This window comes from Streptosporangium sp. NPDC003464, assembly GCF_053588315.1.
Genome location: NZ_JBSFPS010000051.1, coordinates 16,207 through 42,430, shown reverse-complemented (window position 1 = coordinate 42,430; position 26,224 = coordinate 16,207). Strand labels below are relative to the sequence as shown.

Annotated in this window: 26 protein-coding genes; 19 read left to right on the top strand and 7 right to left on the bottom strand. The window is 71.4% G+C overall.

Features of this window, described 5'->3' with window-relative positions:
- Positions 1–61 precede the first annotated feature (61 nt).
- The 6 genes from ACWDS7_RS14320 to dprA all read left to right on the top strand — a co-directional run bounded on the left by ACWDS7_RS14320 (position 62) and on the right by dprA (position 4,468).
- The gene (locus tag ACWDS7_RS14320) at positions 62–706 is read left to right on the top strand and encodes a ribonuclease HII (protein WP_451929636.1); all 645 of its coding nucleotides are present in this window, start codon (positions 62–64) and stop codon (positions 704–706) included.
- 37 nt (positions 707–743) lie between these two features.
- Positions 744–1,067 (top strand): DUF2469 domain-containing protein, encoded by a 324-nt coding sequence (locus tag ACWDS7_RS14315; RefSeq protein ID WP_012888569.1) that lies wholly within the window; start codon positions 744–746, stop codon positions 1,065–1,067.
- Between the two features lie 109 nt (positions 1,068–1,176).
- Complete coding sequence (locus ACWDS7_RS14310) at positions 1,177–1,530, top strand: YraN family protein (protein WP_306856613.1); 354 nt, start codon at positions 1,177–1,179, stop codon at positions 1,528–1,530.
- Complete coding sequence (locus ACWDS7_RS14305) at positions 1,531–1,701, top strand: hypothetical protein (RefSeq protein WP_451929634.1); 171 nt, start codon at positions 1,531–1,533, stop codon at positions 1,699–1,701.
- The gene (locus ACWDS7_RS14300; RefSeq protein WP_451929633.1) at positions 1,698–3,281 is read left to right on the top strand and encodes a YifB family Mg chelatase-like AAA ATPase; all 1,584 of its coding nucleotides are present in this window, start codon (positions 1,698–1,700) and stop codon (positions 3,279–3,281) included. Before ACWDS7_RS14305 ends, ACWDS7_RS14300 begins: the two co-directional genes overlap by 4 nt.
- Entirely contained in the window at positions 3,278–4,468 is a 1,191-nt protein-coding gene (gene dprA / locus ACWDS7_RS14295) for a DNA-processing protein DprA (RefSeq protein ID WP_306856616.1), read from the top strand. Before ACWDS7_RS14300 ends, dprA begins: the two co-directional genes overlap by 4 nt.
- 304 nt (positions 4,469–4,772) lie before the next feature.
- Here dprA and ACWDS7_RS14290 read toward each other — a convergent pair whose 3' ends face one another.
- Complete coding sequence (locus tag ACWDS7_RS14290) at positions 4,773–5,495, bottom strand: murein hydrolase activator EnvC family protein (RefSeq protein ID WP_451929632.1); 723 nt, start codon at positions 5,493–5,495, stop codon at positions 4,773–4,775.
- A gap of 526 nt (positions 5,496–6,021) precedes the next feature.
- Between ACWDS7_RS14290 and ACWDS7_RS14285 the strand changes: the two genes are divergently transcribed.
- Positions 6,022–7,383 (top strand): APC family permease, encoded by a 1,362-nt coding sequence (locus ACWDS7_RS14285; protein ID WP_451929631.1) that lies wholly within the window; start codon positions 6,022–6,024, stop codon positions 7,381–7,383.
- Here the strand turns inward: ACWDS7_RS14285 and ACWDS7_RS14280 are convergent.
- Entirely contained in the window at positions 7,322–8,560 is a 1,239-nt protein-coding gene (locus ACWDS7_RS14280; protein WP_451929630.1) for an MFS transporter, read from the bottom strand. The genes ACWDS7_RS14285 and ACWDS7_RS14280 overlap by 62 nt on opposite strands.
- A gap of 103 nt (positions 8,561–8,663) precedes the next feature.
- On the opposite strand from ACWDS7_RS14280, the gene ACWDS7_RS14275 reads away from it, so the two are divergent.
- The 6 genes from ACWDS7_RS14275 (at position 8,664) to ACWDS7_RS14250 (ending at position 13,801) form a co-directional block, all read left to right on the top strand.
- The gene (locus tag ACWDS7_RS14275) at positions 8,664–9,266 is read left to right on the top strand and encodes an ArsR/SmtB family transcription factor (protein ID WP_451929629.1); all 603 of its coding nucleotides are present in this window, start codon (positions 8,664–8,666) and stop codon (positions 9,264–9,266) included.
- Between the two features lie 279 nt (positions 9,267–9,545).
- Positions 9,546–10,448 (top strand): 30S ribosomal protein S2, encoded by a 903-nt coding sequence (rpsB, locus tag ACWDS7_RS14270; RefSeq protein WP_451929628.1) that lies wholly within the window; start codon positions 9,546–9,548, stop codon positions 10,446–10,448.
- A 144-nt stretch (positions 10,449–10,592) separates the two neighbouring features.
- A complete protein-coding gene (tsf, locus tag ACWDS7_RS14265) occupies positions 10,593–11,426 on the top strand; it encodes a translation elongation factor Ts (protein ID WP_306856622.1) in 834 nt (277 codons plus the stop codon).
- Positions 11,427–11,550: 124 nt separating this feature from the next.
- The gene (gene pyrH, locus ACWDS7_RS14260) at positions 11,551–12,249 is read left to right on the top strand and encodes a UMP kinase (protein WP_306856623.1); all 699 of its coding nucleotides are present in this window, start codon (positions 11,551–11,553) and stop codon (positions 12,247–12,249) included.
- A gap of 100 nt (positions 12,250–12,349) precedes the next feature.
- Positions 12,350–12,907, top strand: coding sequence for a ribosome recycling factor (gene frr, locus ACWDS7_RS14255; protein ID WP_306856624.1), 558 nt, complete (start codon positions 12,350–12,352; stop codon positions 12,905–12,907).
- Positions 12,908–12,976: 69 nt separating this feature from the next.
- On the top strand, positions 12,977–13,801 hold the full coding sequence (locus ACWDS7_RS14250) for a phosphatidate cytidylyltransferase (RefSeq protein WP_306856625.1): 825 nt from the start codon (positions 12,977–12,979) through the stop codon (positions 13,799–13,801).
- Positions 13,802–13,821: 20 nt separating this feature from the next.
- Here ACWDS7_RS14250 and ACWDS7_RS14245 read toward each other — a convergent pair whose 3' ends face one another.
- Positions 13,822–14,904 carry a suppressor of fused domain protein gene (locus ACWDS7_RS14245; RefSeq protein ID WP_451929627.1) on the bottom strand — a complete coding sequence of 361 codons (1,083 nt, stop codon included), beginning with the start codon at positions 14,902–14,904 and terminating at the stop codon, positions 13,822–13,824.
- 64 nt (positions 14,905–14,968) lie between these two features.
- Between ACWDS7_RS14245 and rlmN the strand changes: the two genes are divergently transcribed.
- The gene (gene rlmN / locus ACWDS7_RS14240) at positions 14,969–16,093 is read left to right on the top strand and encodes a 23S rRNA (adenine(2503)-C(2))-methyltransferase RlmN (protein ID WP_306856627.1); all 1,125 of its coding nucleotides are present in this window, start codon (positions 14,969–14,971) and stop codon (positions 16,091–16,093) included.
- Between the two features lie 123 nt (positions 16,094–16,216).
- Here rlmN and ACWDS7_RS14235 read toward each other — a convergent pair whose 3' ends face one another.
- Together ACWDS7_RS14235 and ACWDS7_RS14230 are read right to left on the bottom strand one after the other, a co-directional pair.
- The gene (locus ACWDS7_RS14235; protein WP_451929626.1) at positions 16,217–16,888 is read right to left on the bottom strand and encodes a hypothetical protein; all 672 of its coding nucleotides are present in this window, start codon (positions 16,886–16,888) and stop codon (positions 16,217–16,219) included.
- A 141-nt stretch (positions 16,889–17,029) separates the two neighbouring features.
- Positions 17,030–17,740, bottom strand: a complete 711-nt coding sequence (locus tag ACWDS7_RS14230) for an ATP-binding cassette domain-containing protein (RefSeq protein ID WP_451929625.1) — start codon at positions 17,738–17,740, stop codon at positions 17,030–17,032.
- A gap of 89 nt (positions 17,741–17,829) precedes the next feature.
- Between ACWDS7_RS14230 and ACWDS7_RS14225 the strand changes: the two genes are divergently transcribed.
- Positions 17,830–18,684, top strand: coding sequence for a DivIVA domain-containing protein (locus tag ACWDS7_RS14225; RefSeq protein WP_451929624.1), 855 nt, complete (start codon positions 17,830–17,832; stop codon positions 18,682–18,684).
- Between the two features lie 53 nt (positions 18,685–18,737).
- Here the strand turns inward: ACWDS7_RS14225 and ACWDS7_RS14220 are convergent, their stop codons facing one another.
- Positions 18,738–20,192: a PucR family transcriptional regulator gene (locus ACWDS7_RS14220; RefSeq protein ID WP_306856631.1), complete on the bottom strand. Its 1,455-nt coding sequence runs from the start codon at positions 20,190–20,192 to the stop codon at positions 18,738–18,740.
- A 111-nt stretch (positions 20,193–20,303) separates the two neighbouring features.
- Between ACWDS7_RS14220 and speB the strand changes: the two genes are divergently transcribed.
- Complete coding sequence (gene speB, locus ACWDS7_RS14215) at positions 20,304–21,266, top strand: agmatinase (RefSeq protein ID WP_306856632.1); 963 nt, start codon at positions 20,304–20,306, stop codon at positions 21,264–21,266.
- Positions 21,263–22,798: a purine-cytosine permease family protein gene (locus tag ACWDS7_RS14210; protein WP_451929623.1), complete on the top strand. Its 1,536-nt coding sequence runs from the start codon at positions 21,263–21,265 to the stop codon at positions 22,796–22,798. Before speB ends, ACWDS7_RS14210 begins: the two co-directional genes overlap by 4 nt.
- A gap of 98 nt (positions 22,799–22,896) precedes the next feature.
- On the opposite strand, the gene ACWDS7_RS14205 is transcribed toward ACWDS7_RS14210, so the two are convergent.
- Positions 22,897–23,391 (bottom strand): Lrp/AsnC family transcriptional regulator, encoded by a 495-nt coding sequence (locus tag ACWDS7_RS14205; RefSeq protein WP_451929622.1) that lies wholly within the window; start codon positions 23,389–23,391, stop codon positions 22,897–22,899.
- 194 nt (positions 23,392–23,585) lie between these two features.
- Here ACWDS7_RS14205 and ACWDS7_RS14200 point away from each other — a divergent pair, with 194 nt between their 5' ends.
- Entirely contained in the window at positions 23,586–25,043 is a 1,458-nt protein-coding gene (locus ACWDS7_RS14200; protein WP_451929621.1) for a gamma-aminobutyraldehyde dehydrogenase, read from the top strand.
- Between the two features lie 25 nt (positions 25,044–25,068).
- The gene (locus ACWDS7_RS14195; protein ID WP_306856636.1) at positions 25,069–26,214 is read left to right on the top strand and encodes an ABC transporter ATP-binding protein; all 1,146 of its coding nucleotides are present in this window, start codon (positions 25,069–25,071) and stop codon (positions 26,212–26,214) included.
- Positions 26,215–26,224 lie beyond the last annotated feature (10 nt).

The following is a 26,224-nucleotide window of genomic DNA, read 5'->3' as shown; positions in this document are numbered from 1 at the left end:
ACCGCAGGTCGGCGATCGTCCGGAGACGCCGCTGGATCTGCGTCGGGGAGGCCAGCAGCCGGTGGATGCTGAGCAGATCACCGGACAGGCTCGGACCCGCCGTGGGCTGGGTCCCGTGGCCGGCGTCGACGAGGCCGGCCGGGGCGCCTGCGCCGGCCCGCTGGTGGTCGCCGCGGTGGTCCTCAGCCGCCGGATCGGCGGCCTGAACGACTCCAAGCTGCTCACCGTCTCCCGGCGCGAGTCGCTGTACGAGCTGATCATGGCGGCCGCGGAGGCGGTCAGCGTGGTGGTCATCCCACCGGCCGACATCGACGCGCGCGGCCTGCACAGATCCAACATCGAGGGAATGCGCCGGGCCGTCGCCCGGTTGTCCTGTGACCTCGGCTACGTGCTCACCGACGGGTTCCCCGTCTCGGGCCTGCCCGTGCCGTCGCTCGGAGTGTGGAAGGGAGACCAGGTCGCGGCCTGCGTGGCGGCCGCCTCGATCGTGGCGAAGGTGACACGCGACAGGATGATGACCGCGCTCGACGAGCGCCATCCCGAGTACGGTTTCGCCGTGCACAAGGGGTATGGCACCGTGAGCCATCGCAGGGCGCTCGAAACTCACGGCCCGTGTCCGGCCCACCGATTCTCGTTCGCGACGGTGGCGCGGTCCGGGCCCGGTGGGCTGATGGGTGAGAATGAAATGGGGGCCGGTCTCGCCTGATCGGGCGGGCCGGAAGGCGTGCAACAGGAGGATCGGTATGAGCGCAGAGGATCTCGAGAAATATGAAACCGAGATGGAGCTGCAGCTTTACCGTGAATACCGCGACGTCGTCGGACTGTTCACCTACGTCGTGGAGACCGAGCGGCGCTTCTATCTGACCAACTCGGTCGACCTCGACGTCCGGACGGCCGAGAACGGCGACGTGTTCTTCGACGTGAAGATGCAGGACGCCTGGGTCTGGGACATGTACCGACCGGCGAGGTTCGTGAAGAACGTCCGCGTGGTCACCTTCAAGGACGTCAACGTCGAGGAGCTGGCCAAGCCGGATCTTGAGATGCCCAAGGAGGGTTTCTCCAACTGAGGAGTTCTCCACAGGCGCGGCCCGCGTCCGGCTGAGTATCCACAGAATCGGATCCGGTCCGCCGGGACCGGGGCGAGCTGAGCGAAGGTCTGGGACCGGAGGTGGTTCCATGGCCGCGAAGGACGAGCTCGGCAGGCACGGCGAACAGGTCGCCGTCGACTATCTGCTGGCGCACGGCATGCAGATCCTGGATCGCAACTGGCGGTGCCCGGACGGGGAGATCGACGTGGTCGCCCGGGAGGGGCGGGCGCTCGTCGTGGTGGAGGTGAAAACCCGCTCCGGCCGCAGCCACGGCACCGCCTTCGAGGCGGTCACCGAGGCGAAGCTCTCCCGTCTGCGCAGGCTCGCGGTCAGGTGGCTGGCCACTCGGCCTGAGCGATACGGTTCCATCCGCGTCGACGTCATCGCCCTTGAGCGGTTCGCCGGAGATCTCGTCCTCCGCCACGAGCGGGGGGTGTGCTAGATGTCCGAGCCCTGCCGCTCGCTGCTCCGGCTGACGGCCGCCTCGCCCGAGGCGGGCTCCCACCGGCTCGCCGGCCCCCTGGGCACGCCCAGGGGTGGCAGCGGCCCCACTCCGGGCCGCTGCCCGGACCGGCTGCGCCCCGTGCGTGCCGCCCAGGAGGCGACACCGTGACCGTCGCCCGCACCCGCTGCATCGCGCTGGTCGGGGTGGCAGGCCATCTCGTCGACGTCGAGGCCGACGTCGGCGCAGGCATGGCGGGCCTGCACCTCATCGGCATGCTGGACACCGCGCTGAGCGAGGCGCGTGACCGGGTCCGCTCGGCCGTGGTCAACAGCCGCTACGGATGGCCCGATGCGCGGATCACCGTCAGCCTGTTCCCCGCCAGCCTGCCCAAGCGCGGAAGCGTCTTCGACCTGGCGATCGCCGTGGCCCTGCTCGCGGCGGCCGGGGCCGTGCCCCGTGCCAAGGTCGCCCGGCTGTTCTTCCTCGGCGAGCTCGGTCTCGACGGCTCGGTGAGACCGGTGCGCGGGGTGCTGCCCGCCGTGCTCGCCGCGGCCGGGGCCGGAACCGGCACCGTCGTGGTCCCCGCGCACAACGCCGCCGAGGCCGCGCTCGTGCCGGACGTGACCGTGATCCCCGTCGCCACACTGGGTGAGCTGGTGAGCTGGCTGCGCAGTGACGACCCGGTCAACGTGCCCCTGGCCGAGCACACCCCGTCCGCCGGGCTCCCCGGCCCCGCCGGCGGATCGGACGGCGCGCGGTCGCTCGTCCCGGACGGCCCCTCCGAGAGTGCCCCCGACCTCGGCGACGTGGCCGGCCAGCCCGCCGCCCGCCGCGCGCTGGAGGTCTGCGCCGCCGGCGGCCACAACTTCTGGATGCTGGGCCAGCCGGGCACCGGCAAGACGATGCTCGCCGAGCGGCTGCCCACCCTGCTCCCGCCGCTGGAGCGGGATGCGGCGCTGGAGGTGACCGCGATCCACTCGGTCGCCGGGGTGCTGCCGGCCGACCGTCCGCTGCTGACCCGCCCGCCGTTCGTGGCGCCCCACCACACCGCGACCGTCGCGGCCGTCATCGGCGGGGGCAGCGGGGTGATCCGCCCGGGCGCGGTGTCGCTCGCTCACCGGGGAGTCCTGTTCCTGGACGAGGCCCCCGAATATCCGGCGACCGTCCTCGACTCGCTCAGGCAGCCGCTCGAATCGGGCCGGGTGACGGTCTCCAGGGCGCTGGGCTCGGTCACCTTCCCCGCCAGGTTCATGCTGGTGCTGGCCGCCAACCAGTGCCCGTGCGCGCAGCCGTCCAGTCCCGAGGACCCGTGCCGGTGCACCCCCGCGGTCCGCCGCCGCTACCTGTCCAGGCTCTCCGGCCCGCTGCTCGACCGGATCGACGTCAAGGCCACCCTCCACCGGTCGACCCGGCGCGAGCTCCTCGCCGACCGCCGGTTCATCGAGCCGAGCCGGGTGGTGGCCGAGCGGGTGCTCCTGGCCCGCGGACGTGCCGCCAAGCGGTTCGCGGGCAGGCCGTGGCGGTGCAACGCGGAGATGCCGACCCGCGCGCTCCACGCCGAATACCGCCCGCGACCCGAGGCGATGTCCCCCCTGCTCCGCTGTCTGGACAGCGGCGAGCTGAGCGCCCGGGGGCTGGACCGGGTGCTCAGGGTGGCCTGGACCCTGGCCGACCTCGGCGGCAGGGACAGACCGGAGGTCGAGGAGACCAACACCGCGCTCGGACTGTGGCTGGGGGAGGAGCGGTGAGCGAGCGGCTCGCCCGGGTCACCTTGATGCGGCTGGCCGAGCCCGGTGACGAGGTGATGGGCAGGCTCGTCGCCTCCCGAGGCCCGCAGGCCGCCGTCGGCCAGGTCCGCCGGGGGCGCCCCGATCCGGAGTTCGCCCGGTGGTTCACGCGGTCCCGCCATCCGGGCCCGGCCGGCTCGCGGCAGGAGCGGCTCGCGGCCAGGCTTGAGCGGATGTTCGCCTCCTGGGCAGCCCGGTTGGAGACGGCCGATCCCGCCCGTGACCTGGCCGAAGGGGAGCGCCACGGGGCCCGCCTGGTGATCCCCGGCGACCCTGAATGGCCGACCCAGCTGGGCGACCTGGGCGAGTCCGGTCCCCATGCCCTCTGGCTCCACGGCGAGGCCGACCTGCGCTTCTCCTGCCTGCGGTCGGTCGCGGTCGTCGGCTCCCGGGCCGCCACACCGTACGGCACGCATGTCGCGGCCGATTTCGGAGCCGGGCTGAGCGAACGCGGCTGGAGCGTGGTCTCGGGCGGCGCCTACGGCATCGACGGGGCTGTCCACCGCGGAGCCCTCGCCGGTGAGACGCCGACCGTCGCCGTGCTCGCCTGCGGCACCGACATCGCCTACCCCAGCGCGCATCACTCGCTGTTCGCGGCAGTGCGCTCGCAGGGGGTGCTGGTGAGCGAGTGCCCGATGGGCGCCACCCCGATCCGGCCGCGTTTCCTGGTCCGCAACCGGCTCATCGCCGCGCTGTCGCGGGGCACCGTGGTGATCGAGGCGGCCGTGCGCAGCGGGGCACTCAACACCGCGGGGCACGCCATCTCGCTGAACCGCCACCTGGCCGCCGTGCCGGGGCCGGTGACCTCGCAGACCTCGGCCGGATGTCACCGGTTGATCCGGCAGGGGACGGCCGTCTGTGTGACCACCCCCGAGGAGATGATCGAGCTTGTCGGGGCGATGGGCGGTGACCTTGCCCCCGAAGCGCGTGGCCCGGTGCTCCCGCGCGACCGGCTGGATCCCGACACCCGCAGGGTCCTTGAGGCCGTGCCCGCCCGGACCGGCGCGGGCCCGGCGACGATAGCGGTGGCCGCGGGCGTCGACCTGGAGACCGTGCTGTCCTGCCTCGGCGGCCTGGCCGCCGCCGGACACATCGAGCGCGTCCCCCGAGGATGGCGCCTGCGCCCCGAAAGACCACCGGGCCGATGAGAGCGCTCCGTCCCAGAAGCGGCGCCTCCCCACCAGAAGGGATCTCCGCTCCGTCACTGATGTGAGCGGAGTCCCGGTCGGCCCCCGGTGTGATCGGTCTCCGCTTCCGTTACTGGTGCGGTCGGGGTCCCGGTCGGCCACTGGTGTGATCAGGCTCCGTCCTCGTTATTGGTGTGATCGGGCCCCGCTCGGTCACTGGTGTGGGCGGAGTCCTGCTCCGTCACTGGTGTGATCGGTCTCCGCCCCCGTCACTGGTGTGGTCGAGTTCCGCCTCCGTTGTTGGTGTGATCGGGCTCCGCTTCCGTTACTGGTGTGGTCGGGGTTCTGGTCCGTCGCCGGTGTGACCCTGGGGTGCGGGCCAGACGGGGAGCAGCCGGACCTGGCCGTGGCCCAGCAGGAGCAGCGGGTCGAGATACAGGTCGTCGCGGAGCAGGCCCCAGTGCAGGCAGGTGGCCGGGCAGTGACCGGGAACGTCCTGGACGGCACCGATCACCTCGCCCCGACCCACTGTCTGGCCGCGCCGTACCGACGGACGGACAGGCAGGTAGGTCGTCCGCAGGCCGTCGGCATGGAGGACCGTCACCACACCCCGCTCCGCGAGCGGCCCCGCGTAACCCACCGTCCCGGCCCCGGCTGCGTGAACCTCCGCTCCGGGCGCGGTGGCGAGATCGACCCCTCGGTGCCCGGCCAGCCAGGGCTGGGCCGGGGGCGCGAAGCCGCGGAGCACGCGGGGCCGCCCGGCGAGCGGCCAGTCCCAACGGGCCCAGGGCTCGGGCGCCCCGCCACCGCCGATCGAGCTGACCCGGCTGACCCGGCTGACAGGGCCGATCGGGCCGTCCTGTGCCATGGCGCTGCGGGGGCCGCCGGCGCTGCTCTGGGTGCTCGGGTCGATGGTGCCGCCCTGGGCGGTGGTGCCGTCTCTGCCGATCGGGCTGTGCGCACCCGCCGCCCCCGGTGCGGCGGACAGCAGCGCGGTCAGCAGGGCGGGCAGTGAGGCTCGGATCCCGAGGGCACGGAGAGGGTTCACGTTCCCGAGGATGAGAGATCCCCGTCGGCCCCGAGCGCGCCGAGCGGCATTCTGTGGACGGGTGCTCCCCGGCTGTGGACATCGACCGTTCCCGTCCGGCCGCCATCGCATGGCACGCCGGTGGGTCCGTGTGAGGTCGGTGGGGTCGCGTGCCGTCGTACGGGATCTCGTGGGGCCGTGTGGCGCGTAGTTGGGGCTGCGCCGATATCGGTGGGTCGTCGTGTCGTCTCATGGGATCTCATGAGGCCGTGTGGCACCCCGGTGAGTCCGCGCCCATGTGGGTGGGATCTCGCGGGGCCGTGTGGCACGCCGGTGTGTCCGTGTGAGGTCGGTGGGGTCTCGGAGACGCTGTGTGGCCGGGGTGGGCGCGAGCGCCGCCGTACGGTGGCCGGGCCGGGCGTGCGGCGGTGCTGCCGAGGTGGGGGAGCATCCGCCATCCCGGCGGCGGGGCGGTCCCCGTAGCCTTGGGCGGTCCCCCGTAGCCTCGGGAAAGCAGTCCCCGTAGCCTCGGAAAAGGGGGACTGACGTGGAAGAACACGAGGTGGAAGAGCGGGTCGCCCTGCGCCGCACGCTCTCGGCCCGGGATCTGATCGTCTACGGGCTGCTGTTCATCGGGCCGTTGGCCCCGGTCGGCGTGTTCGGGGTGCTCGACGCCAAGAGCAACGGCGCGGTGGCTCTCGTCTACGTCATCGCGACGATCGCCATGGCCTTCACCGCCGTCTCATATGCGCAGATGTCGCGGGTGGTGCCGGAGGCGGGGTCGGTGTTCGCCTACGCGTCGGCGGGGCTGGGACGCGGCGCCGGGTTCCTGGCCGGCTGGCTGGTGATGCTCGACTATCTGCTCATCCCCAGCGTGGCCTACCTGTTCTCCGGGATCGCGCTGCACGCGCTCTTCCCGGCCGTCCCGGCCTGGGCCTTCACGGCGCTGGCCTTCGTGGTGACCACGGCGCTGAACGTCTCCGGAGTGCGGCTGGCCGCCCGGGTGGGTCTGGTGGTGCTCCTCGCCGAGATCGTGGTGCTGGCCGTGTTCGTGGTCATGGCGGTGGCCGTGCTGATCGGCGAGGGGCCGGCCAGACCGTGGCTGTCGCCGTTCACCGGGCTCGGGGGGACGACGACGGCCGCGGTGATCGGCGCCGTCTCGGTGGCGGTCCTGTCGTTCCTCGGCTTCGACGCCATCGCCTCCTTCGCCGAGGAGGCCAGCGGCGACTCCCGCCAGGTGGGCAGGGCGGTGCTGCTCTGCCTGGGGGTGGCCGGGCTGCTGTTCGTGCTCCAGAGCTATCTGGCCGGGGTGCTGGACCCGGTGCCCCCGGCGGAGCTGGCCGCGCACCCGGCCGCGCAGGGCACGGCGTTCTACGACGTGACCGGCGCGTCGGTCTCGCCCTGGCTGGCCACCCTGATGAAGATCGCCAAAGCGGTGGGCCCGGCGTTCGCCGCGATGGCCGCGGTGGCGGCGGCCGGACGGCTGCTGTACGGCATGGCCAGGGGCGGGGGGCTGCCTCGCGGGCTGTCGGCGGTGGACCCCAGGTCGGGGACGCCCAGGGTGGCGCTGCTCAGTGCCGGGGCGATCACGCTGGCGGTCTCCGTCTGGGCGGCGAGCCGGGACGACGGCCTCGATGTCCTGGTCTCGATCGTGGACATCGGCGCGCTGGCGGCGTTCGCGATGCTGCACGCCTCCGTGATCGGATATTTCCGGGTCCGGCGTGGGAGCCGGGACTGGTGGCGGCACCTGCTGGTGCCGGTGGCCGGCGGGCTGGTCGCGATCTGGATCATCGCCCTGGCCGCCCCCCTCGCCAAGCTCGTCGGACTGGTCTGGCTGGCCACCGGCTTCATCGTGCTGGCTGTGCGGAGGAGTCGCGGAGCGGGGAGAACCAGATCCACGGGATCGTGAGCAGCACCCCGGCCGCGCAGATCCACAGCACCGGACGGAGCCCGAGCAGCTCGCCGAGCAGGCCGCCGGTGAGGCTGCCCAGAGCGACGACGCCCTGGATCATGAAGGTCATCGTGGCGTTGACCCGGCCGCGCAGTTCGGCGGGGGCCTCGCGGAGGACGACGGCGCCGAAGCAGATGGAGAAGGCCACGATGGCCATACCGGTGACCAGCGTGCTGGCGGACATGAGAAGGAACTTCGCCCACGTCGGACCGGAGGCGAGCGCCGCGGCCACGAAGTCGACCGGGAAGAGCAGCACCGAGAGGACCAGCAGCCGGTTCTCGCCGTACCGCCGGGCCAGGCGCGGGGTGAGCGCGGCGCCGAGCAGGCCGCCCACGCCGGCGAAGGCGGTGAGCGCGCCGACCAGCCCGGCGGGCAGGCCGAGCACGTTGAGCGAGTAGATCACGAACAGCGCGATGAAGGCGGGGCCGAAGAAGTTGATCGTCATTCCGCAGCCGGCGAGCGCGCGGAGCGTCGGGTGCCCGGCCACGCTGCGCAGACCTTCGCGGATCTCGGTCCACATGCCGCGCGGGGGAGCGGGAGTGTGGGCCTCGGGGGCCTTGATCGCCCGGATCAGGAACGCGGAGGCCAGGAACGACACCGCGTTGACCACGATCGCGAACGGCGCCGTGATCAGCTGGACGAGGAGCCCGGCGAGCCCGGGGCCGCCGACGCTCGCCAGGGAGTAGGCCGACTGGAAGCCGGCGAGCGCCTCGGTCCGCTGGCTGTCGTGCACCACCGCGACCATGTGCGGGAAGTTCACCGCGCGGAAGATCACCATGCAGGTCCCGACGGTGAACGCCACCGCGATCAGCCACGGCACGGTCAGCAGCCCGGCGATCCAGGCCAGCGGGATCGTGGCCATGGCGAGGGCCGAGACCACCTCGCAGCCGATCATGACCGGCCGGTGCCGCCTCAGCCGGTCGGCGACCGCGCCCGCCTGCAGCCCGATCAGCAGGTAGGGCAGCGAGGTCGCGGCGGCGAGCATGCCCATCTGGGCGGGGGAGGCGCCGAGCAGGGTGGCGGCGGTCAGCGGCACGGCCAGCCGGGAGACCTCGGTGCCGGTCTCGGAGACGGCGCGGGCGGACAGCAGCAGCCGGTAGTCACGCTGTTTGCGCAGGGGGAGGGGCTGGAACACGGGGATCACGCTGCTTTCTGAAAGAAACGCTTCACAACTATGAAGATAATCCTTCATAGTTGTGAAGGCAATGCTTCAGATCTGAAATGGGTACGGTTTGCACATGACCGAGGCACGCAGGCCGCTCACCGATCCCATGGCGATGCGCGCGCTCGCCCATCCCGCGCGGCTCGCCATCCTGAACCGGCTCCAGACCGGGGGGCCCGCCACCGCGACCGACATGGCCGAGGTCGTCGGCGTCACGCCGAGCGCGGCGAGCTACCACCTGCGCATGCTCGCCAAGTACGGCTTCGCCGAGGACGCTCCGGCGCGCGGCGACGGCAGGGAGCGCCTGTGGCGGGCCGCCCCCGGCGGGGGGTTGACCGTCAGCCCCGAGCCGGACGACCGGCCCGAGGTCCGGGCCGCGAAGGACCTGCTGATCAAGGCCGTGCGAGACCGGGCGGCCGACGAGGTGACCCGGGCACTGGGCAACTTCGACCGAGAGTCCCCCGAGTGGCGGGCGGCATCGGTGTTCAGCCGGGCACTCCTGCTGGTGGACGCCGAGGAGCTCAAGCGGCTCAGCGAGCAGATCGACGAGCTGATCGCCCCCTACCGGCTCACCAACCGGGAGCGGGAGCGGGCCCCGGCCGGCGCGCGGATCTCCGAAGCCCAGATCAGCCTCTTCCCGCACGCCGAGCGGAGGCCGCACGGGCTGCCCCGGGAGTGACCGGGCGCGGCGGCCGGCGCCGCGGATCCCAGCCGGAAACGATCAGGAACGATAGGCCGGCCTTGACGTGCTGAGGTCAGGGCGAGGCCCGTCTACGGGTACACTTTTCGATGGCCTGCCACTCGTGGGCCGACTTCGCATGCCCCGTCAAGAGCCGTCCCCTCGGTCCGGGTGAGAGCCCGGCTGGAGCCGGCTCGGGGCATCAGGGCGACAGCCGCAGGCTGCCGCGTCAACCGAGATCAGCGCCCCGGTGGGCGCTCCGACCTGGAGGACAATCACATGTCCACCCCCGTCGTCACCATGCGACAGCTGCTCGAGAGCGGCGTTCACTTCGGTCACCAGACCCGTCGCTGGAACCCGAAGATGAAGCGCTTCATCTTCACCGAGCGCAACGGCATCTACATCATCGACCTGCAGAAGTCGCTGGCCTTCATCGACCGGGCCTACGACTTCGTCAAGGAGACCGTCGCGCACGGCGGCACGATCATGTTCATCGGCACGAAGAAGCAGGCCCAGGAGGCCATCGCCGAGCAGGCGGCCCGTGTCGGCATGCCGTATGTCAACCAGCGCTGGCTGGGTGGCATGCTCACCAACTTCTCCACCGTGCACAAGCGGCTTCAGCGTCTGAAGGAGCTCGAGGAGCTCGACTTCGACAACGTCGCCGCGTCGGGGCTCACCAAGAAGGAGCTCCTCATGCGCCGGCGTGAGAAGGAGAAGCTGGAGCGCACCCTCGGCGGTATCCGCGACATGTCCCGCGTCCCCAGCGCGGTGTGGGTCGTCGACACCAAGAAGGAGCACATCGGGATCAGCGAGGCCCGCAAGCTCAACATCCCGGTCGTCGCGATCCTCGACACCAACTGCGACCCGGACGAGGTCGACTACCCGATCCCGGGTAACGACGACGCCATCCGCGCCGTCGGCCTGCTGACCCGCGTCGTCGCCGACGCCGTCGCCGCCGGCCTCATGGCCCGCGCCGGCGCCAACCGCGGCGACGACAAGCCGGCCGTCGCCGGTGGCGCCGAGCCGCTGGCCGAGTGGGAGCAGGAGCTCCTCGCCGGCGCCGAGGCCGCTCCGGCCGCCGAGGCCCCGGCCGCCGAGGCTCCGGCCGAGGCCGCCCCGGTCGCCGAGAACGACGCCGAGGCCGAGACCGCCGAGGCCGAGGGCACCGAGAAGCAGGCCTAGGCCCTTCCCGTACGGCCCAGCCGTACGGACCCGCAAGGCTCCTCCGGGTGGGTGCGCTCAGTCGAGGCACCCACCCGATCCACCCAGCCACCTGATCTCATGCCGACTTCTGAGATCAGTGATGATCCCCACGAGGAAAAGACAATGGCTTCCGTGAACATGGCCGACGTCAAGCGGCTTCGTGAGCTGACCGCCGCCGGCATGATGGACTGCAAGAAGGCTCTTGAGGAGTCCGAGGGCGACTTCGACCGCGCCGTCGAGCTCCTGCGCCTCAAGGGCGCCAAGGACGTGGGCAAGCGTGAGGCCCGCACCGCCTCCAACGGCCTGGTCGCCCTGAAGCAGTCCGGCGACTCCGCCGCCGCGCTGCTGGAGCTCAACTGCGAGACCGACTTCGTCGCCAAGGGTGAGCGCTTCCAGGAGCTCGCCGCCCAGGTCGTCGCGCACATCCTGGACACCAAGCCGGCCGACGTGCCCGCCCTGCTGGAGTCCGAGCTCGACGGCAAGTCCGTCAAGGAGCACCTCGACGAGGCCAACGCCGCGCTCGGCGAGAAGATCGAGATCCGCCGCTTCGCGGTGCTCGAGGGTGGCTTCATCGGCTCCTACATGCACAAGACCGACCCGCAGCTCCCGCCGGCGGTCGGCGTTCTCGTGCAGCTCGACAGCGCCAACGCCCAGGTCGCCAAGGACATCGCGCAGCACGCCGCCGCGATGGCTCCGAAGTACCTCGACGCCGACGCCGTCCCCGCCGACGTCATCGAGAAGGAGCGCGCGCTCTTCGAGGAGATGACCCGCGAGGAGGGCAAGCCCGAGGCCGCCATCGGCAAGATCGTCGACGGCCGCATCAACGGCTGGTACAAGGACTTCACCCTGCTGGAGCAGGCCTTCGTGAAGGACAACAAGAAGTCCATCGCGAAGTTCGCCGACGAGAACGGCGTCAAGGTGCAGGCCTTCGTCCGCTTCAAGGTCGGTCAGGCTTAGTCTTAACTCAGCTTCTCTCAGCAGCAGAGCACTAAACGAGGAGGCCGCCGCCGTGTCGGAGAACTCAGAACCCGCTACGTCGGCGGTTTCGTCGTATCCGGGCCCGCTCCGTTGGAAGCGGGTCATGTTGAAGCTGTCGGGCGAGGCGTTCGCCGGCAGAGAGCCGCAGGGCATCGACCCCGCTGTCGTCGGCCACCTGGCCGACTCGATCGCCGAGGCCGTCCGCAAGGGCGTGCAGGTCGCGGTCGTGGTCGGCGGTGGCAACATGTTCCGTGGCGCCGCCCTGTCCGCCGGCGGCATGGACCGCGCCAGGGCCGACTACATGGGCATGCTCGGCACCGTGATCAACTGCCTGGCCCTCCAGGACTTCCTGGAGAAGCGGGGCATCGAGACCCGCGTTCAGACGGCCATCACCATGCAGCAGGTCGCCGAGCCCTTCCTGCCCCGCCGCGCCATCCGCCACCTGGAGAAGGGGCGCGTGGTCATCTTCGGGGCCGGGCTCGGCTCGCCGTTCTTCTCCACCGACACCTGCGCCGCGCAGCGCGCGCTGGAGATCGGTGCCGAGGCGCTGCTCAAGGGCACTCAGGTGGACGGCGTCTACGACGACGACCCCCGGAAGAACCCCGACGCCGTCCGGTTCGACCACCTCGAATATGGTGAGGTGCTGACCCGCGGCCTCGGTGTCATGGATGCCACCGCCATCAGCCTGTGCATGGACAACGGCCTGCCCATCGTGGTCTTCGACCTCATGGGCGAGGGCAACATCCTCCGGGCGGTGCACGGTGAGAAGATCGGCACGCTGGTGAGTCCGGCAGGGAAATAGGGAGCGAGCCTGACGTAGCGAGTGGAGTGGTACGCGACGGAGGAGCGTCCCGCGAAGCGAGTGAGCAAATGGTGAGTGACCGAGAAGACAGGGAGCCGCTGTGATCGACGATACCCTCCTCGAAGCCGAGGAAAAGATGGACAAGGCAGTGTCGGTGGCGAAGGACGACTTCGCCGGTATCCGCACGGGCCGTGTCACCCCGTCGATGTTCAACAAGATCAGCGCTGAGTACTACGGGACGCCCACGCCCATTCAGCAGCTGGCCTCGTTCCACGTCCCCGAGGCTCGCATGGTCATCATCCAGCCCTTCGACAAGGGCTCGATGGCCGCGATCGAGAAGGCGATCCGCAACTCCGATCTCGGTGTGAACCCCGGTAACGACGGTCAGGTCATCCGTGTGGCCTTCCCCGAGCTGTCGGAGGAGCGCCGCAAGGAATACATCAAGGTCGCCCGGAACAAGGCGGAGCAGTCCAGGGTCTCCATCCGCAACATCCGCCGCAGCGCCAAGGATGTCCTCGACAAGCTGGTCAAGGACAGCGAGGCCGGCGAGGACGAGGTGCGTCGCGCCGAGAAGGAGCTCGACGACCTCACCCAGAAGCACGTTGCCAAGATCGACGAGCTGCTCAAGCACAAGGAAGCCGAGCTGCTCGAAGTCTGAGCCCCTCATCCTTGTCTCGCGCGGAGGTCCGCGCGGGACAAGGATTTTGTGTATGAGAGTAGGACCCCCTTGGAATCTGCGGCGGGCGGCAGCCGTACCGGCCGGAATCTTCCCGTCGCGATCGCGGTGGGCGCCGGACTGGGAGCTGTGGCCATCGGCTCCCTCTACTTCGTCGAGGAGCTCTTCCTCGCCGTGGTGATCGCGGCGGTGGGCGTCGGTGTGACCGAACTGGTCAAGTCGTTCGCCGCCAGGGACATCAACGTCCCGCTGATCCCGGTCCTGGCCGGGATGGCCGCCATGATCGGCGGCGCCTACTGGGGCGGGCCCGCGTGGCTGGTCGGCGTCTTCGCGATGACCGTGCTCGTGCTGATGATGTGGCGGATGTTCCAGGGCACCGAGGGCTACGTCCGCGACATGACCGCGACCGTCCTGGTCGTGGTCTACCCCTCGTTGCTCGCCGGATTCGTGGCGCTGCTGCTCGCGCATCCGCTCGACGGCCCCGACCGGGTGGTCGTCTTCATCGCCACCACGGTCGCGAGTGACATAGGCGGATATTTCGCAGGAATTTCCTTCGGCAAGCACAAGATGTCCCCGCTGATCAGCCCGAAGAAGACCTGGGAGGGCTTCGCCGGGTCGGCGCTGGCGTGCATGGCCGTGGGCGGCTGGCTGGTGGCGTGGCTGCTGGACGGCGCCGTCTGGAAGGGCGTGCTGATCGGCGCCGTCGTGGTGGTCTTCGCCACGCTCGGCGACCTGGTCGAGTCAGTGATCAAGCGGGACCTCGGCGTCAAGGACATGGGCACCCTGCTGCCCGGCCACGGCGGTCTGATGGACCGGCTCGACTCCCTCGTCGCCGCGCTGATCCCGGTCTGGGCGCTGCTCTCCCTGCTCGTCTGACGCCCTCCGGGACCCGCCGGTCATCCCGCCCGGATGAGCCGGTCGGCCGACAGCCGGGGGAGCAGCGCCCGGTAGCCGTGCTCGGCGACCAGGTGCAGCTCGTCGGCGGTGATCGGGACCAGCCAGAGCCACTGCACGGCGTCTCCGCCGAAGGTGAAGCCCGACAGGTCCGGCAGGCCCGGCAGCCCGGTCAGCATGACGACGCCGCTGTAGGCGGGGCCGAGCGGGAACGTCTCCGGCCGGTGATACCACTTCGCGGTGTGGCCGTGGCCCAGCCAGGTGACCGAGTGCCACGGATACTGGCCCAGCCACAGGAACAGCCGGGCGGCGTCCCGCGCGTCGCCGGAGGTGGCGACGGCGAGCTCCACCCGGGCGTAGGCGTCCGGGCGGTCGATGTACTGCTCCACGGTGGGCATCCGCTGGCAGCTCATCCCCACCGTGGACAGGACCGTGTGCTCCCGCCCCGGTTCCGGCGGCCGTTCGGTGATGCCGACCGTGGGCAGCCGGTCGCCCCCGGCGTCCCAGAACCGGCCCGCGCTCCCCACCGCCCGGTCCAGATGGCCCATCACGAACTGCTGGAAGGAGGCCCAGGCGCCGTCGCTGCCCCGCCATTCCCAGTAGGCGCGGGCCTTGGCCAGCCGGAGGTCCAGGCTCTCGCGGGCCTCATCCAGCGACCAGGCGAGCGGTGATTCGCCCACCGCGTCACGGGAGTAGCCCGGCATGCCCTTGCCCGTGTCCGCCCAACCAGGAATGACGGCGAGCAGTCCGTCGTTCTCGTACAGGGCGACGCCGTCGCCCTCCTCGAACCACAGCGGTCGCAGCGTGCCCAGCGGGGGCCTGCCGTCGGGGTGCCGGGTGTTCGCCCGGGGCGCCGTCGGGGGCAGCCCGGAGTTCAGGCGGTCCAGGTCGATCACCGCCGGAGCCGGGCCGTGGTTGGCCAGCCATACCGCTCCGTGCACAATGCCTCCGGCCCCGCACAGGTAAGCTACCGAGGAAGTCTCGTCGCGTTCGACCACCAGGGTGCGGCTCCCGTAGGGATTGATGTCGGTGAGCACGACCTCGACGCCGTCTCCCCGCTCGCCTGAGGGGCGGATTGTCGCCATACCTCCGGACTCTAGATCAGAGTCGACTACCGCTTCGAGTAACCGTTGAGAGAAGGCGTTGGACTTGTCGACTGTCAGCCCGTCCGGGACCCCCGCACCCGGCCAGCTCACCTTCGTGGCGCCTCGCAGGGCGAAGCCCGCGCGTCACCTGGCCGACCTGACCATGGCCGAGCGGCGGACGGCCGTCGCCGAGCTGGGTGAGAAACCCTTCCGCGCCGACCAGCTCTCCCGGCACTACTTCGACAAGTTCAACGGCGATCCCGAGCTCATGACGGACCTGCCGGCCACGGCCAGGGAGAAGATCGCCACCGCGCTGTTCCCCAAGCTGCTGACCTCGGTCCGGGAGATGACGACCGACGGCGGCACCACCCGTAAGACACTGTGGCGGCTGTTCGACGGCGCGCTGGTCGAGTCGGTCCTCATGCGTTACACCGACCGCACCACCATGTGCGTGTCCTCCCAGGCGGGCTGCGGCATGAACTGCCCGTTCTGCGCCACCGGCCAGGCCGGTCTGACCCGCAACATGACCACCGCCGAGATCGTCGAGCAGGTCGTCGCCGGTGCGCGGGCCCTGGCCGCCGGCGAGGTCCCCGGCGGTCCCGGCCGGGTCAGCAACGTGGTCTTCATGGGCATGGGCGAGCCGCTGGCCAACTACAAGGCCGTGATCGGCGCCGTGCGCCGGCTGGTCGAGCCCTCGCCCTCCGGCCTGGGCATCTCCGCCCGGGGCGTCACGGTCTCCACCGTCGGCCTGGTCCCCGCGATCGGCAAGCTCGCCGCCGAGGGCCTGCCGGTGACGCTGGCACTGTCCCTGCACGCGCCCGACGACGAGCTCCGCGACACCCTGGTGCCGATCAACACCCGCTGGAAGGTCGCCGAGGTCCTCGACGCGGCCTGGGACTACGCGGCCAAGACCAAGCGCCGCGTCTCCATCGAGTATGCCCTGATCAAGGACATCAACGACCAGGAATGGCGGGCCGACCTGCTCGGCAAGCTCATCAAGAACAAGCTGGTGCACGTCAACCTGATCCCGCTCAACCCGACCCCGGGCTCGAAGTGGACGGCCTCCCGCCCCGAGGACGAGCGGGCCTTCGTCCGCCGCCTGGAGTTCCACGGCGTCCCGGTGACCGTCCGCGACACCCGGGGCCGCGAGATCGACGGCGCCTGCGGCCAGCTCGCCGCCGCCGAGTAGCCCGCCGCCCGGGCGGCCGTACGGCTGCCGCCGCCGGCGGCGCGTCGCGACGGACACCGGCGGCCGGCCGCGGCGGTCCTGCGGGCGGCGGACACCGCCGGAGCCGGGGCCGCCGCCGGGCGCTCAGGGACGGGTACGGCGCAGCCGTACGTAGACGGTCATGCCCGCCACCGACCAGAACAGCGCCGCGGCGGCGAGCGCGAGCAGGGCCCCGCTGAGCGTGCCGGCGTTCGCCGCGCGCATCCACGGCATGATCGGCACCGTGAAACGGCCCGCCGGGGTGAGGCTGACCAGCAGCAGGACGAGATAGCCGCCGAACAGGGCCAGCATCGAGACGGCGGGGGAGGGCAGGATCGGCCTGCTGGTCAGCGCGCCCAGCGCCGTCCCGACGCTCAGGCCGAGCAGGTGCAGCACGGCGCCCTGGACCAGGTCGACCGGTGCGGGCGTGGCGGCGAAGCCGATGACCAGCGGGACCGTGACCGCCGTCGCCGCCATCGCGAGGTTGACGATGAGGGCGGCGAGCAGCCCGGCGCCGACCTCCCGGCCGGGCCGGCCGGCCGCGGTCATCGAGATCAGCCGCTGCGTCGCCGGCTCGGTGTCGAGCAGCCCCCGGGCCGCCCAGGCGAAGACGAGGACGAGCAGCCCGGCCGAGTCGGCGTAGGAGGACAGCTCCTTGCCCGGCGGGACCGTCGAGGAGTAGAAGACGGCCAGCATCGCCAGCAGCCCGACGATCGGCTGGAACAGCCGGTGCGACCGGGCGTAGGCGGCCAGCTTGAAACGGACGAGGGGCGTCATCGGCGTCTCCCGGACAGGTGCTGGACGCCGGCGCGTCGGGGCGGGATCACTGGTGTCTCCGGGCATGCGGCGGGCGCCGGAGGGCTGCGAAGGCGCCCGGCCGGGAGACGGCGCCGCCGCTCGGAGGAGGCTTCCCGGCCGTCACTGGAGGCGCCTGGTGGTGTAGCCGTCGGCGCGGAGCTTCTGCTCGACCTCCTCGGCCTCGGCGGCGTCCACGAGCACCTCGATGACCGCCTGCCGTGGCCGGTCCCCGGCCTGGGCGGTGATCGCGCCGGCGGCGACCAGCCAGTGGTCGGCGCCGGGGAAGTCCTGGAGCTGGTTCTGGTGGTCGCTGACCACGACCGTCCCGCCGGCGGCGGCGATCTCGCCGATGATCACGGGGAGCTCGGTGCGGGTCTGCTCGTCCAGCCCGGCGAAGGGTTCGTCCAGGATCAGCAGGCCGGGCGGGACCAGCAGCGCCTGGATCAGCCCGATCTTCTGCGCGCTGCCCTTGGACAGGTCACCGAGCGGCTGGGACAGCAGGTGGGTGGCGTTCAGCCGGCCGGCCAGCTCCTCGGCGGAGGCGGCGGAGACGCCCCGGATCCTGGCCATGTGGGTCAGGTAGGCGGTGACGGTGAACGGCTGGTCCACGGGGAAGACGTCGGGGGCGTAGCCGACGACACGGGGCCGGTCGGTGATCGAACCCCGGGACGGAGGGATGATCCCGGCGAGCAGGCGCAGCAGCGTGGACTTGCCCGCACCGTTGCGCCCGGTGACCTCGACGACGGAGCCCGGGTGGAGCGCGAGCTCGACGTCCCGCAGGATCCAGGGGGCACGGCGTGAATATCGGAAGGACACCTCGGAAAGGCGCATAGGCGGTCACCTTACCGCGATCACTCGCTTTACCAGCCGTGTCCGATCACAATGATGAACATCGCGGACGGGACAGGAGGGATCCGGGGTTGAACCGTTTTCCACGGGTGCTGGGGGTGCGTGCCGGATATGACCCCGACCAGGTGGATGCCCTGATCCGCCGGATCGAGGGCACCCTCGGCAGGGGCTCCCTGGACGGCGAGCCGATCACCGCGGATGAGATCCGCGACGCGCGCTTCCGCACGAAGCTCGGCGGCTACAACGAGATGGCCGTGGACTTCGCGCTGGAGGCGTTCATCGTGGCGGTCGAGACCCGGTCCGCCGGGAACGGCGGACCGGTGCCCGCCCGCCCGCGCCCGGCCCCGCAGCCGCCGCCCCCGTCCGCCGCCGAGGCGCCCCTGTCCGCCGCGGAGGACCCGTGGCCCGGCAGCGCCCTGTCCGCAGACGTTCCCGCGTCCGCCGGTGCTTCTCCGGTCGCCGGTGGTTCCAGGTCCGCCGGTGCTCCTCCGGTCGCCGGAGGCCCCCCGGCCGCCGGCGCTCCCTCGTCCGCCGAGGCCTCTCCGCCCGCCGGTGGTTCCGGGCCCGCCGGTTCCGGGCCGGCCGCCGGAGACGCGTGGGCCGGTGATCTCCCGGCGGAGGGCGAGGAGGTGTCCACCGAGTGGCCGGGGAGGCTTCCGACCCCCGAGGAGCAGGCGGCCTGGATCGAGCGGGCCGCCTTCCGGGCCGGGCGGCTGGGCATGGGCTACAACGAGGACCAGGTGGACGCCTTCCTCGACCGGGTCGTCGCCACCCTGCGCGGCACCACCGACCAGCCTGTCACCCCCGGTGACGTGCGCGCGGCCAGGTTCGCCACGGTGATGCTCCGGCCCGGCTACGCCGTCGGCGAGGTGGACGAGTTCCTCACCGGCGTCGCCGACGTCCTGGAGGCGCACCTCAGCCGGTGAACCCCGGCCCCGCCCTCCCCGGTGGCGTCGGCCCGTCCCTCACCCGGAGCGTCTCAGTCGGTGAGGCCGAGCTGTCCGGCGGCCCGGACCGCCAGCCACACCTCGGCGAACGCCCCGGTGGACGACAGGTCGCGGCCGGTCAGCGCGGTGAACCTGCGCAGCCGGTAGGCCAGCGTGTTGGGGTGGATGTGCAGCGCCGCCGCCGCGTCCTCGGTGCGCCGGTCCCGCTCCATCCAGGTGCGGACCGAGGCGAGCAGCCGGGAGTCGTGGGCCGCGTCGTAGCGGAGCACCTCGCCGAGCACGTGCTCCACGAGCGCGGCCAGCACCGACGGGTCCTCGGGCAGCCACCGTCCGGTGGTGTCGTCGCCGTAGCGGATCAGCGGCTGGCCGGACTCGGCGGCCCGGGAGGCCGCCCAGGCCGCCTCCCGCCGGGCCACCCGCAGCGATGTCCCGGCGGGGAACGGCCTGCTCATCCCGGCCGCGGCGGCGGGCAGGGCGGCGACGGCCGTACCCAGCTCCGCCGAGCCGAGCACGTGGCGGTCGTCGCCCCGGCGGAGCAGGAGGCAGGGGCGGTCGTCGAGGGCGCGCAGCAGCGCGTCGTCGGTCACGCCGCGGACCGTCAGCAGGACGAGCTCCTCGGCGGGCAGGCCCAGCCGGATCAGCCGCCGCCGGGCCGTGGCCGGGTCGAGCACGTCCTGCAGCAGCTCGGCGAGGATCTCGGCGCCCTCGCGCCGGAGCGTCTCGCGCTCGTGACGGACCATCGCGACCTGTAGCGCGGCGACGGTGGCGATGTGCTGCACCACGGCCAGCCCGGCCGGGCGCGCGCCCTCCCGCTCGAAGGCGACCAGGAACCCGGCGGGGCCGCCCGGGGCGGGCACCGGCAGCGCGAAGCCGCCGGGGATCGTCGGGGGAGCGTCCGCCGACGCCGGCAGCGTCCCGAGGTCGGGCACCGGGACGCCGGGCAGCAGCGGACGCCCCTGCGGCGTGCACAGATACACCTCGTAGCCGGACAGGCGCTCCAGCCGGCGGAACAGCGTCGCGGTGTCCAGGTCCTCCGAGGCCAGCCAGCGCAGCGCGCCGAACACCTGCAACTGCGCGCCGAGCCGCTGCCGGGCGTCCTCCTGCACCGCCGCCGCCACCTCCTGGGCGATGGCGATGAACGGCACCGCCAGCGGCACTTCGAGCACCGGCATGCTCCGCTCCTCGGCCGCCGCGAAGAACGCCTCGTGCAGCGGCGGCACGTGGAGCTGGGCCGACAGGGCCAGCCCGGACACCCCGGCGTCGTCGAGCCGTTCGAGGTAGGCCCGCTGCCGCGCGGCGGAGCGGGGGATCGCCAGGCCCGTCGTCATGATCACCTCGGCGCCGAGCAGCCAGGGCGTGGGGTCGTCGAGCTCGCTGACGTGTGCCCAGGACACCGACCGGGCCAGCCCGGCCTCACCGGCGATGACGCGCAGCTGCAGGGCGGGGAAGCGGGTCAGCTCCTCGACCGTGAGTCTGTGTTCGGCCACAAGAAACACCGTAACGCTTCGTTGGTCACACAATTGCATACAGTGGGCGAAACATCGCAGACTGACCCAAACATCTCGCTGACCAGCTCTTTCGTGAAAGGACCGAGCCGCATGACCGAACCTCGGGGGCCCGTCGACTCCTCCCGCGTCCCGCGTTTCGCCGGCCCGGCCACCTTCGCGCGGCTGCCGCGGCTGGACGAGGTCGGCCGCTGCGACGTGGCCGTGGTCGGGGTGCCGTTCGACAGCGGGGTCTCCTACCGGCCCGGCGCCCGCTTCGGCCCCTCGGCCGTCCGCGAGGCCAGCCGGCTGCTCCGGCCGTACCACCCGGGTCTGGACGTCTCGCCGTTCGCCGCCGTGCAGGTGGCCGACGCCGGAGACATCGCCTGCAACCCGTTCGACATCGGTGAGGCGGTCGAGACGATCGAGCACGCCGCGGGCGAGCTCCAGGACGCCGGGGCCAGGCTGGTGACGATCGGCGGCGACCACACGATCGCGCTGCCGCTGCTGCGCTCCCTGGCCCGCAGGCACGGACCGGTGGCGCTGCTCCACTTCGACGCCCACCTCGACACCTGGGACACCTACTTCGGCGCCGAGTACACCCACGGCACGCCGTTCCGCCGGGCCGTCGAGGAGGGCATCCTCGACACCGAGGCGGTCGGTCACGTCGGCACGCGCGGCCCGCTGTACGGCAAGAAGGACCTCGAAGACGACAGGCGCATGGGCTTCGGCATCGTGACCTCGGCCGACGTGATGCGCCGGGGCGTGGACGAGGTCGTCGACGCGCTCCGGCAGCGGATCGGTGACCGGCCGCTGTATCTGTCCATCGACATCGACGTGCTCGACCCCGCGCACGCCCCCGGCACCGGCACCCCGGAGGCGGGCGGCCTGACCAGCCGCGAGCTGCTGGAGATCCTGCGCGGCCTGGCCGGGACCAACCTGGTCGGGGCCGACGTGGTCGAGGTCGCTCCCGCCTACGACCACGCCGAGATCACCTCGGTGGCCGCCTCCCACGTCGCCTACGACCTCGTCAGCCTGCTGGCGCTGTCCGCGCCCTCCCCGGAGAAGACCCCATGAGCGACGCCCCGTCCATCACCGAGATCGAGCAGCACGGCGTCGAGCGCATCCCGGACGCCGACCGCACGGCCCGCCCGATCGACCTGTTCCGCCTGGCGTTCGGCGGCGCGAACACCTTCGCCACCTGCGTGCTCGGCGCCTTCCCCATCCTGTTCGGTCTCTCCTTCTGGCAGGGGCTCTCGGCGACCGTGCTGGGCCTGGTGGTCGGCTCGCTGATCCTCGCGCCGCTGGCCGTCTTCGGCCCGGTGAACGGCACCAACAACGCCGTCTCCTCCTCGGCGCACCTGGGGGTGCACGGCCGCGTCGTCGGTTCGTTCCTCTCCCTGCTCACCGCGATCGCCTTCTTCTCGATCTCGGTCTGGTCCTCCGGCGACGCCCTGGTCGGCGGCGCGCACCGGCTGGTCGGGCTGCCGGAGTCGGACTTCTCCTACGGCCTGGCGTACGCGCTGTTCGCCGGGCTGGTGCTGGTCGTCTGCGTGTACGGCTTCCGCTTCATGCTGCTGGTCAACAAGATCGCGGTGGCGGCGGCCTCGGTGCTGTTCGTGCTCGGCGTCCTCGCCTTCGCCGGTGACTTCGACCCGTCCTACCCGGGGGTGTTCGCCTCCACGGCGGACCCGGCGTTCTGGCCGTCGTTCATCGGCGCCGCCCTGATCGTGCTCTCCAACCCGATCTCCTTCGGCGCCTTCCTCGGCGACTGGTCGCGTTACATCCCCGCCGCGACCCCGCGCACCCGGGTGATGGGCGCGGCGTTCCTGGCCCAGCTCGCCACGCTCCTGCCGTTCTTCTTCGGCCTGGCCACCGCGTCGATCATCGCGACCAAGGCCGCCGACTACGTCGACCCGGCCGCCCCGAACTACGTCGGCGGCCTGCTGGCGGTCTCACCCGCGTGGTACTTCCTGCCGGTCTGCCTCATCGCCCTGATCGGCGGCATGTCCACCGGCACCACCGCGCTGTACGGCACCGGACTGGACTTCTCCAGCGTCTTCCCGCGCTTCACCCGGGTGCAGGCGACGGTGTTCATCGGCGTGCTGTCGATCGGCTTCATCTTCCTCGGCCGCTTCGCGCTCAACCTGACCCAGAGCATCTCCACCTTCGCCACCCTGATCATCACCTGCACCGCCCCCTGGATGGTGATCATGATGCTCGGCTACGTGACGCGCCGGGGCTGGTACGACCCCGAGGCCCTGCAGGTCTTCAACCGCCGCCAGCGCGGCGGGCGCTACTGGTTCACCCACGGCTGGAACTGGCGGGGCATGGCCGCCTGGCTCCTCGCCGCGACCATGGCCATCCTGTCGGTCAACATCCCCGGGCAGTTCGTCGGCCCGCTCGGCGACCTCGCCGGCGGCGTCGACATCTCCCTCCCCCTGGGGCTGGCGACCGCGGCCGTGCTCTATCTGGTGCTGCTGGCGCTCTTCCCCGAGCCTCGCGGGGTCTACGGCCCGGCCGGGCCACGCCTGGTCCGCGCCTCCGACGCCGAGGTCCCGGCCATCACCGGCGCCGCCGCGCCGCCGCTGGCCGCCGAGCAGGTCTGAGTCCGTCCTCGGCCGCCGCCTGCCGCCCCGGAGGGTCCGCGCCCGCTCCGGCCCCGCCCCGCCCGTCCGGTGACCGCCGGGCGGGCGGGGCCAGCGGGCTAGCGGGTGCCCCAGGAGTAGGTCTGCTTGTGGAGCTTGAGGTAGACGAAGGTCTCCGTGGCGTGGACGGTGGGGATGGCGCGGATCTTGCCGAGGATCTCCAGGAGGTGCTGGTCGCTCTCGCAGACGACCTCGACCATGATGTCGAGGGATCCGGCGGTCAGCACGACGTAGTCGATCTCCTTGATGGCCGACAGCTCGTCGGCCACCATCTCCAGGTCGCCCTCGCACTTTATGCCGATCATGGCCTGCCGGGGGAAGCCCAGGACCAGCGGGTCGGTGACCGCGACGATCTGTATGACCCCGGCGTCGAGCAGGCGCTGGACCCGCTGGCGGACCGCGGCCTCGGACAGGCCGACGGCCTTGCCGATGGCGGCGTACGGCTTGCGCCCGTCGCCCTGCAACTGTTCGATGATCTGCTTGGAGATCTCGTCGAGGACGACGGGGTTTGGCCTCGTGTCGTTCTCGCGGCGTACCTTGGGTGGCGTCGTCATCCGCGCTCCCTGGCGTCATGTTGCGGGGCTGGTGCCGACAGATTGCGGCTCCGATGCGACATGGTGTCAGTTCTTCGGGCTCTGTCAAGCGAATTCGTAGCAATTTGGTATCTTCACAACGAAATCCCTTGTCGCGAGGCACCTACTCTGTAAGAGTCGCGACAACTCGGCCCCACTGTGCAAGGAGGTCAACGTTGACCACCCCGGTTGAGAACCATGAGTCCACCCGTCTGCGCAACTACATCAATGGTGCGTTCGTGGACGCCAAGAGCGGCCGATTCTCCGATGTCATCGACCCCTGCACCGGAGAGGCCTATCTTCAGGCGCCGGTCTCCGGTGCGGAGGACGTCGACGGAGCATACGCCGCCGCTGCCGCCGCCTTCGAGTCGTGGAGCGGCCTCACCCCGGGCGAGCGGGCCAACCTGCTGCTCAAGGTGGCGGACGCCATCGACGCCCGGGCCGACGAGCTGAACGAGGCGGAGTGCCGTAACACCGGCAAGCCCCGGGCCCGGATGGCCGAGGACGAGACGCCGATCGCCGCCGACCACTTCCGCTTCTTCGCGGGCGCCGCGCGCACCCTGGAGGGCCCGACCTCGGGCGAGTTCCTCGCCGACCACACCTCCGTCATCCGGCACGAGCCGGTCGGCGTCGTGGGCCAGGTCACGCCCTGGAACTACCCGATGATGATGGCGGTCTGGAAGATCGCCCCCGCGCTCGCCGCGGGCAACACCATCGTGCTCAAGCCCTCCGACACCACTCCGGTCTCCACCCTCAAGCTGGCCGAGATCCTCGGTGAGGTCCTGCCGAAGGGTGTCTTCAACGTCGTCGTCGGCGACCGCGAGACCGGCGCCCTCGTCGTCGGGCACCCGACGGCGCAGATGGTCGCGATCACCGGTTCGGTCGGCGCGGGCATGGCCGTGGCCAAGACCGCCGCCGAGGACCTCAAGCGGGTCCACCTGGAGCTCGGCGGCAAGGCCCCCGTCGTCGTCTTCGACGACGTCAAGGACCTCAAGGCCGCCGCCGAGGCCATCGCCACGGCCGGTCTCTACAACGGCGGCCAGGACTGCACCGCCGCCTGCCGCGTGCTGGTCCACGAGGACGTCCACGACGAGTTCGTCGCCGCGCTGACCGAGGCGGCCGCGGGCACCGTGACCGGTGACCTGTCCAACGAGGACGCGCTGTACGGCCCGCTCAACAACGCCAACCAGCTCGCCCGCGTCGCGGCCTTCTTCGACCGGGTCCCCGGCCACGCCAAGGTCCTGACCGGCGGTCACCAGGTCGGCGACAAGGGCTACTTCTTCGCCCCGACCATCGTCGACGGCCTCCAGCAGGACGACGAGATGGTGCAGAACGAGGTGTTCGGGCCCGTCATCACCGTCCAGACCTTCTCCGACGAGGCCGACGCGGTGGCCAAGGCCAACGGCGTCAAGTACGGGCTGTCGAGCTCGGTGTGGACCTCCGACCACGGCCGGGCCATGCGGATGTCGAAGCGTCTCGACTTCGGCGTCGTATGGGTCAACACCCACATCCCGTTCGTCTCCGAGATGCCGCACGGAGGGTTCAAGCACTCCGGTTACGGCAAGGACCTGTCCGTCTTCGGACTCCACGACTACCTCCGCGTCAAGCACGTAATGCACTACATCGGCGAATAGCCGCGAACAGAGGGATAAGCCTGGTATGACCGATATCCAGGCGGGCACGGAGGCGGCGTCGGCCGCCTCCACCTCCGCCCAGGTGCCCGCCATCGAGCTCGACGGAGTCGTCAAGGAATACCTCGCCCACGGAGAAGTCGTCCAGGCGGTGAAGGGTGTGACCCTGACGATCGCCGAAGGGGAGTTCTTCTCGCTCCTCGGCCCCTCCGGGTGCGGCAAGACCACCACGATGCGCATGATCGCCGGGTTCGAGGATCCGTCGCGCGGCACGGTGCGGTTGCACGGCCAGGACGTGACCAACGTGCCGCCCAACAAGCGCGACGTGAACATGGTGTTCCAGTCCTACGCGCTGTTCCCGCACATGAACGTCTGGGAGAACGTCGCCTTCGGCCTCAGGCGCAAGAAGGTCGGCGAGGCCGAGATCAAGCGGCGCGTCGGCGAGATGCTGGAGATCGTGGCCCTCACCGGCCGCGAGAAGCGCCGCCCCCGGGAGATGTCCGGCGGCCAGCAGCAGCGGGTGGCCCTGGCCCGGGCCCTCGTCAACAAGCCCCGCGCGCTCCTGCTGGACGAGCCCCTCGGAGCGCTCGACCTCAAGCTCCGCCAGGCCATGCAGATCGAGCTCAAGCGCATCCAGCGCGAGGTCGGCATCACCTTCGTCTACGTCACGCACGACCAGAGCGAGGCGCTGACCATGAGCGACCGCATCGCCGTCATGAACGACGGCCAGGTCGAGCAGCTCGCCTCGCCCCGTGAGATCTACGAGAGCCCGGCCACCACCTTCGTGGCGGGTTTCATCGGCACCTCCAACCTGCTCAGCGGCACCGTGGACCGGCTCGTCCCCGGCTCGGCCATGCTTAAGCTGGGTCAGGAGGGCCGGGTCCTGGTGGCGGGAGACGGTTTCCGGGTCGCGGACCCGATCGCGGTCACCGTACGCCCCGAGAAGATCACCATCTCCACGGAGGAGCCGGCGGGCGATGTCAGCATCGTGCCCGGCGTCGTCTCCGAGGTGGTCTATCTGGGCCTCTACAACAGCTACACGGTGAGCCTGGCCGACGGCGCCGAGGTCACCGTCTTCCAGCAGAACGCGCTTGACAGCACGAGTACGGCAGAGCGTGGTGACGCCGTTTGGCTGTCGTGGCAGCCGCATCACTCGTACGCGATCGGAAGTTGAGTACCGCCAT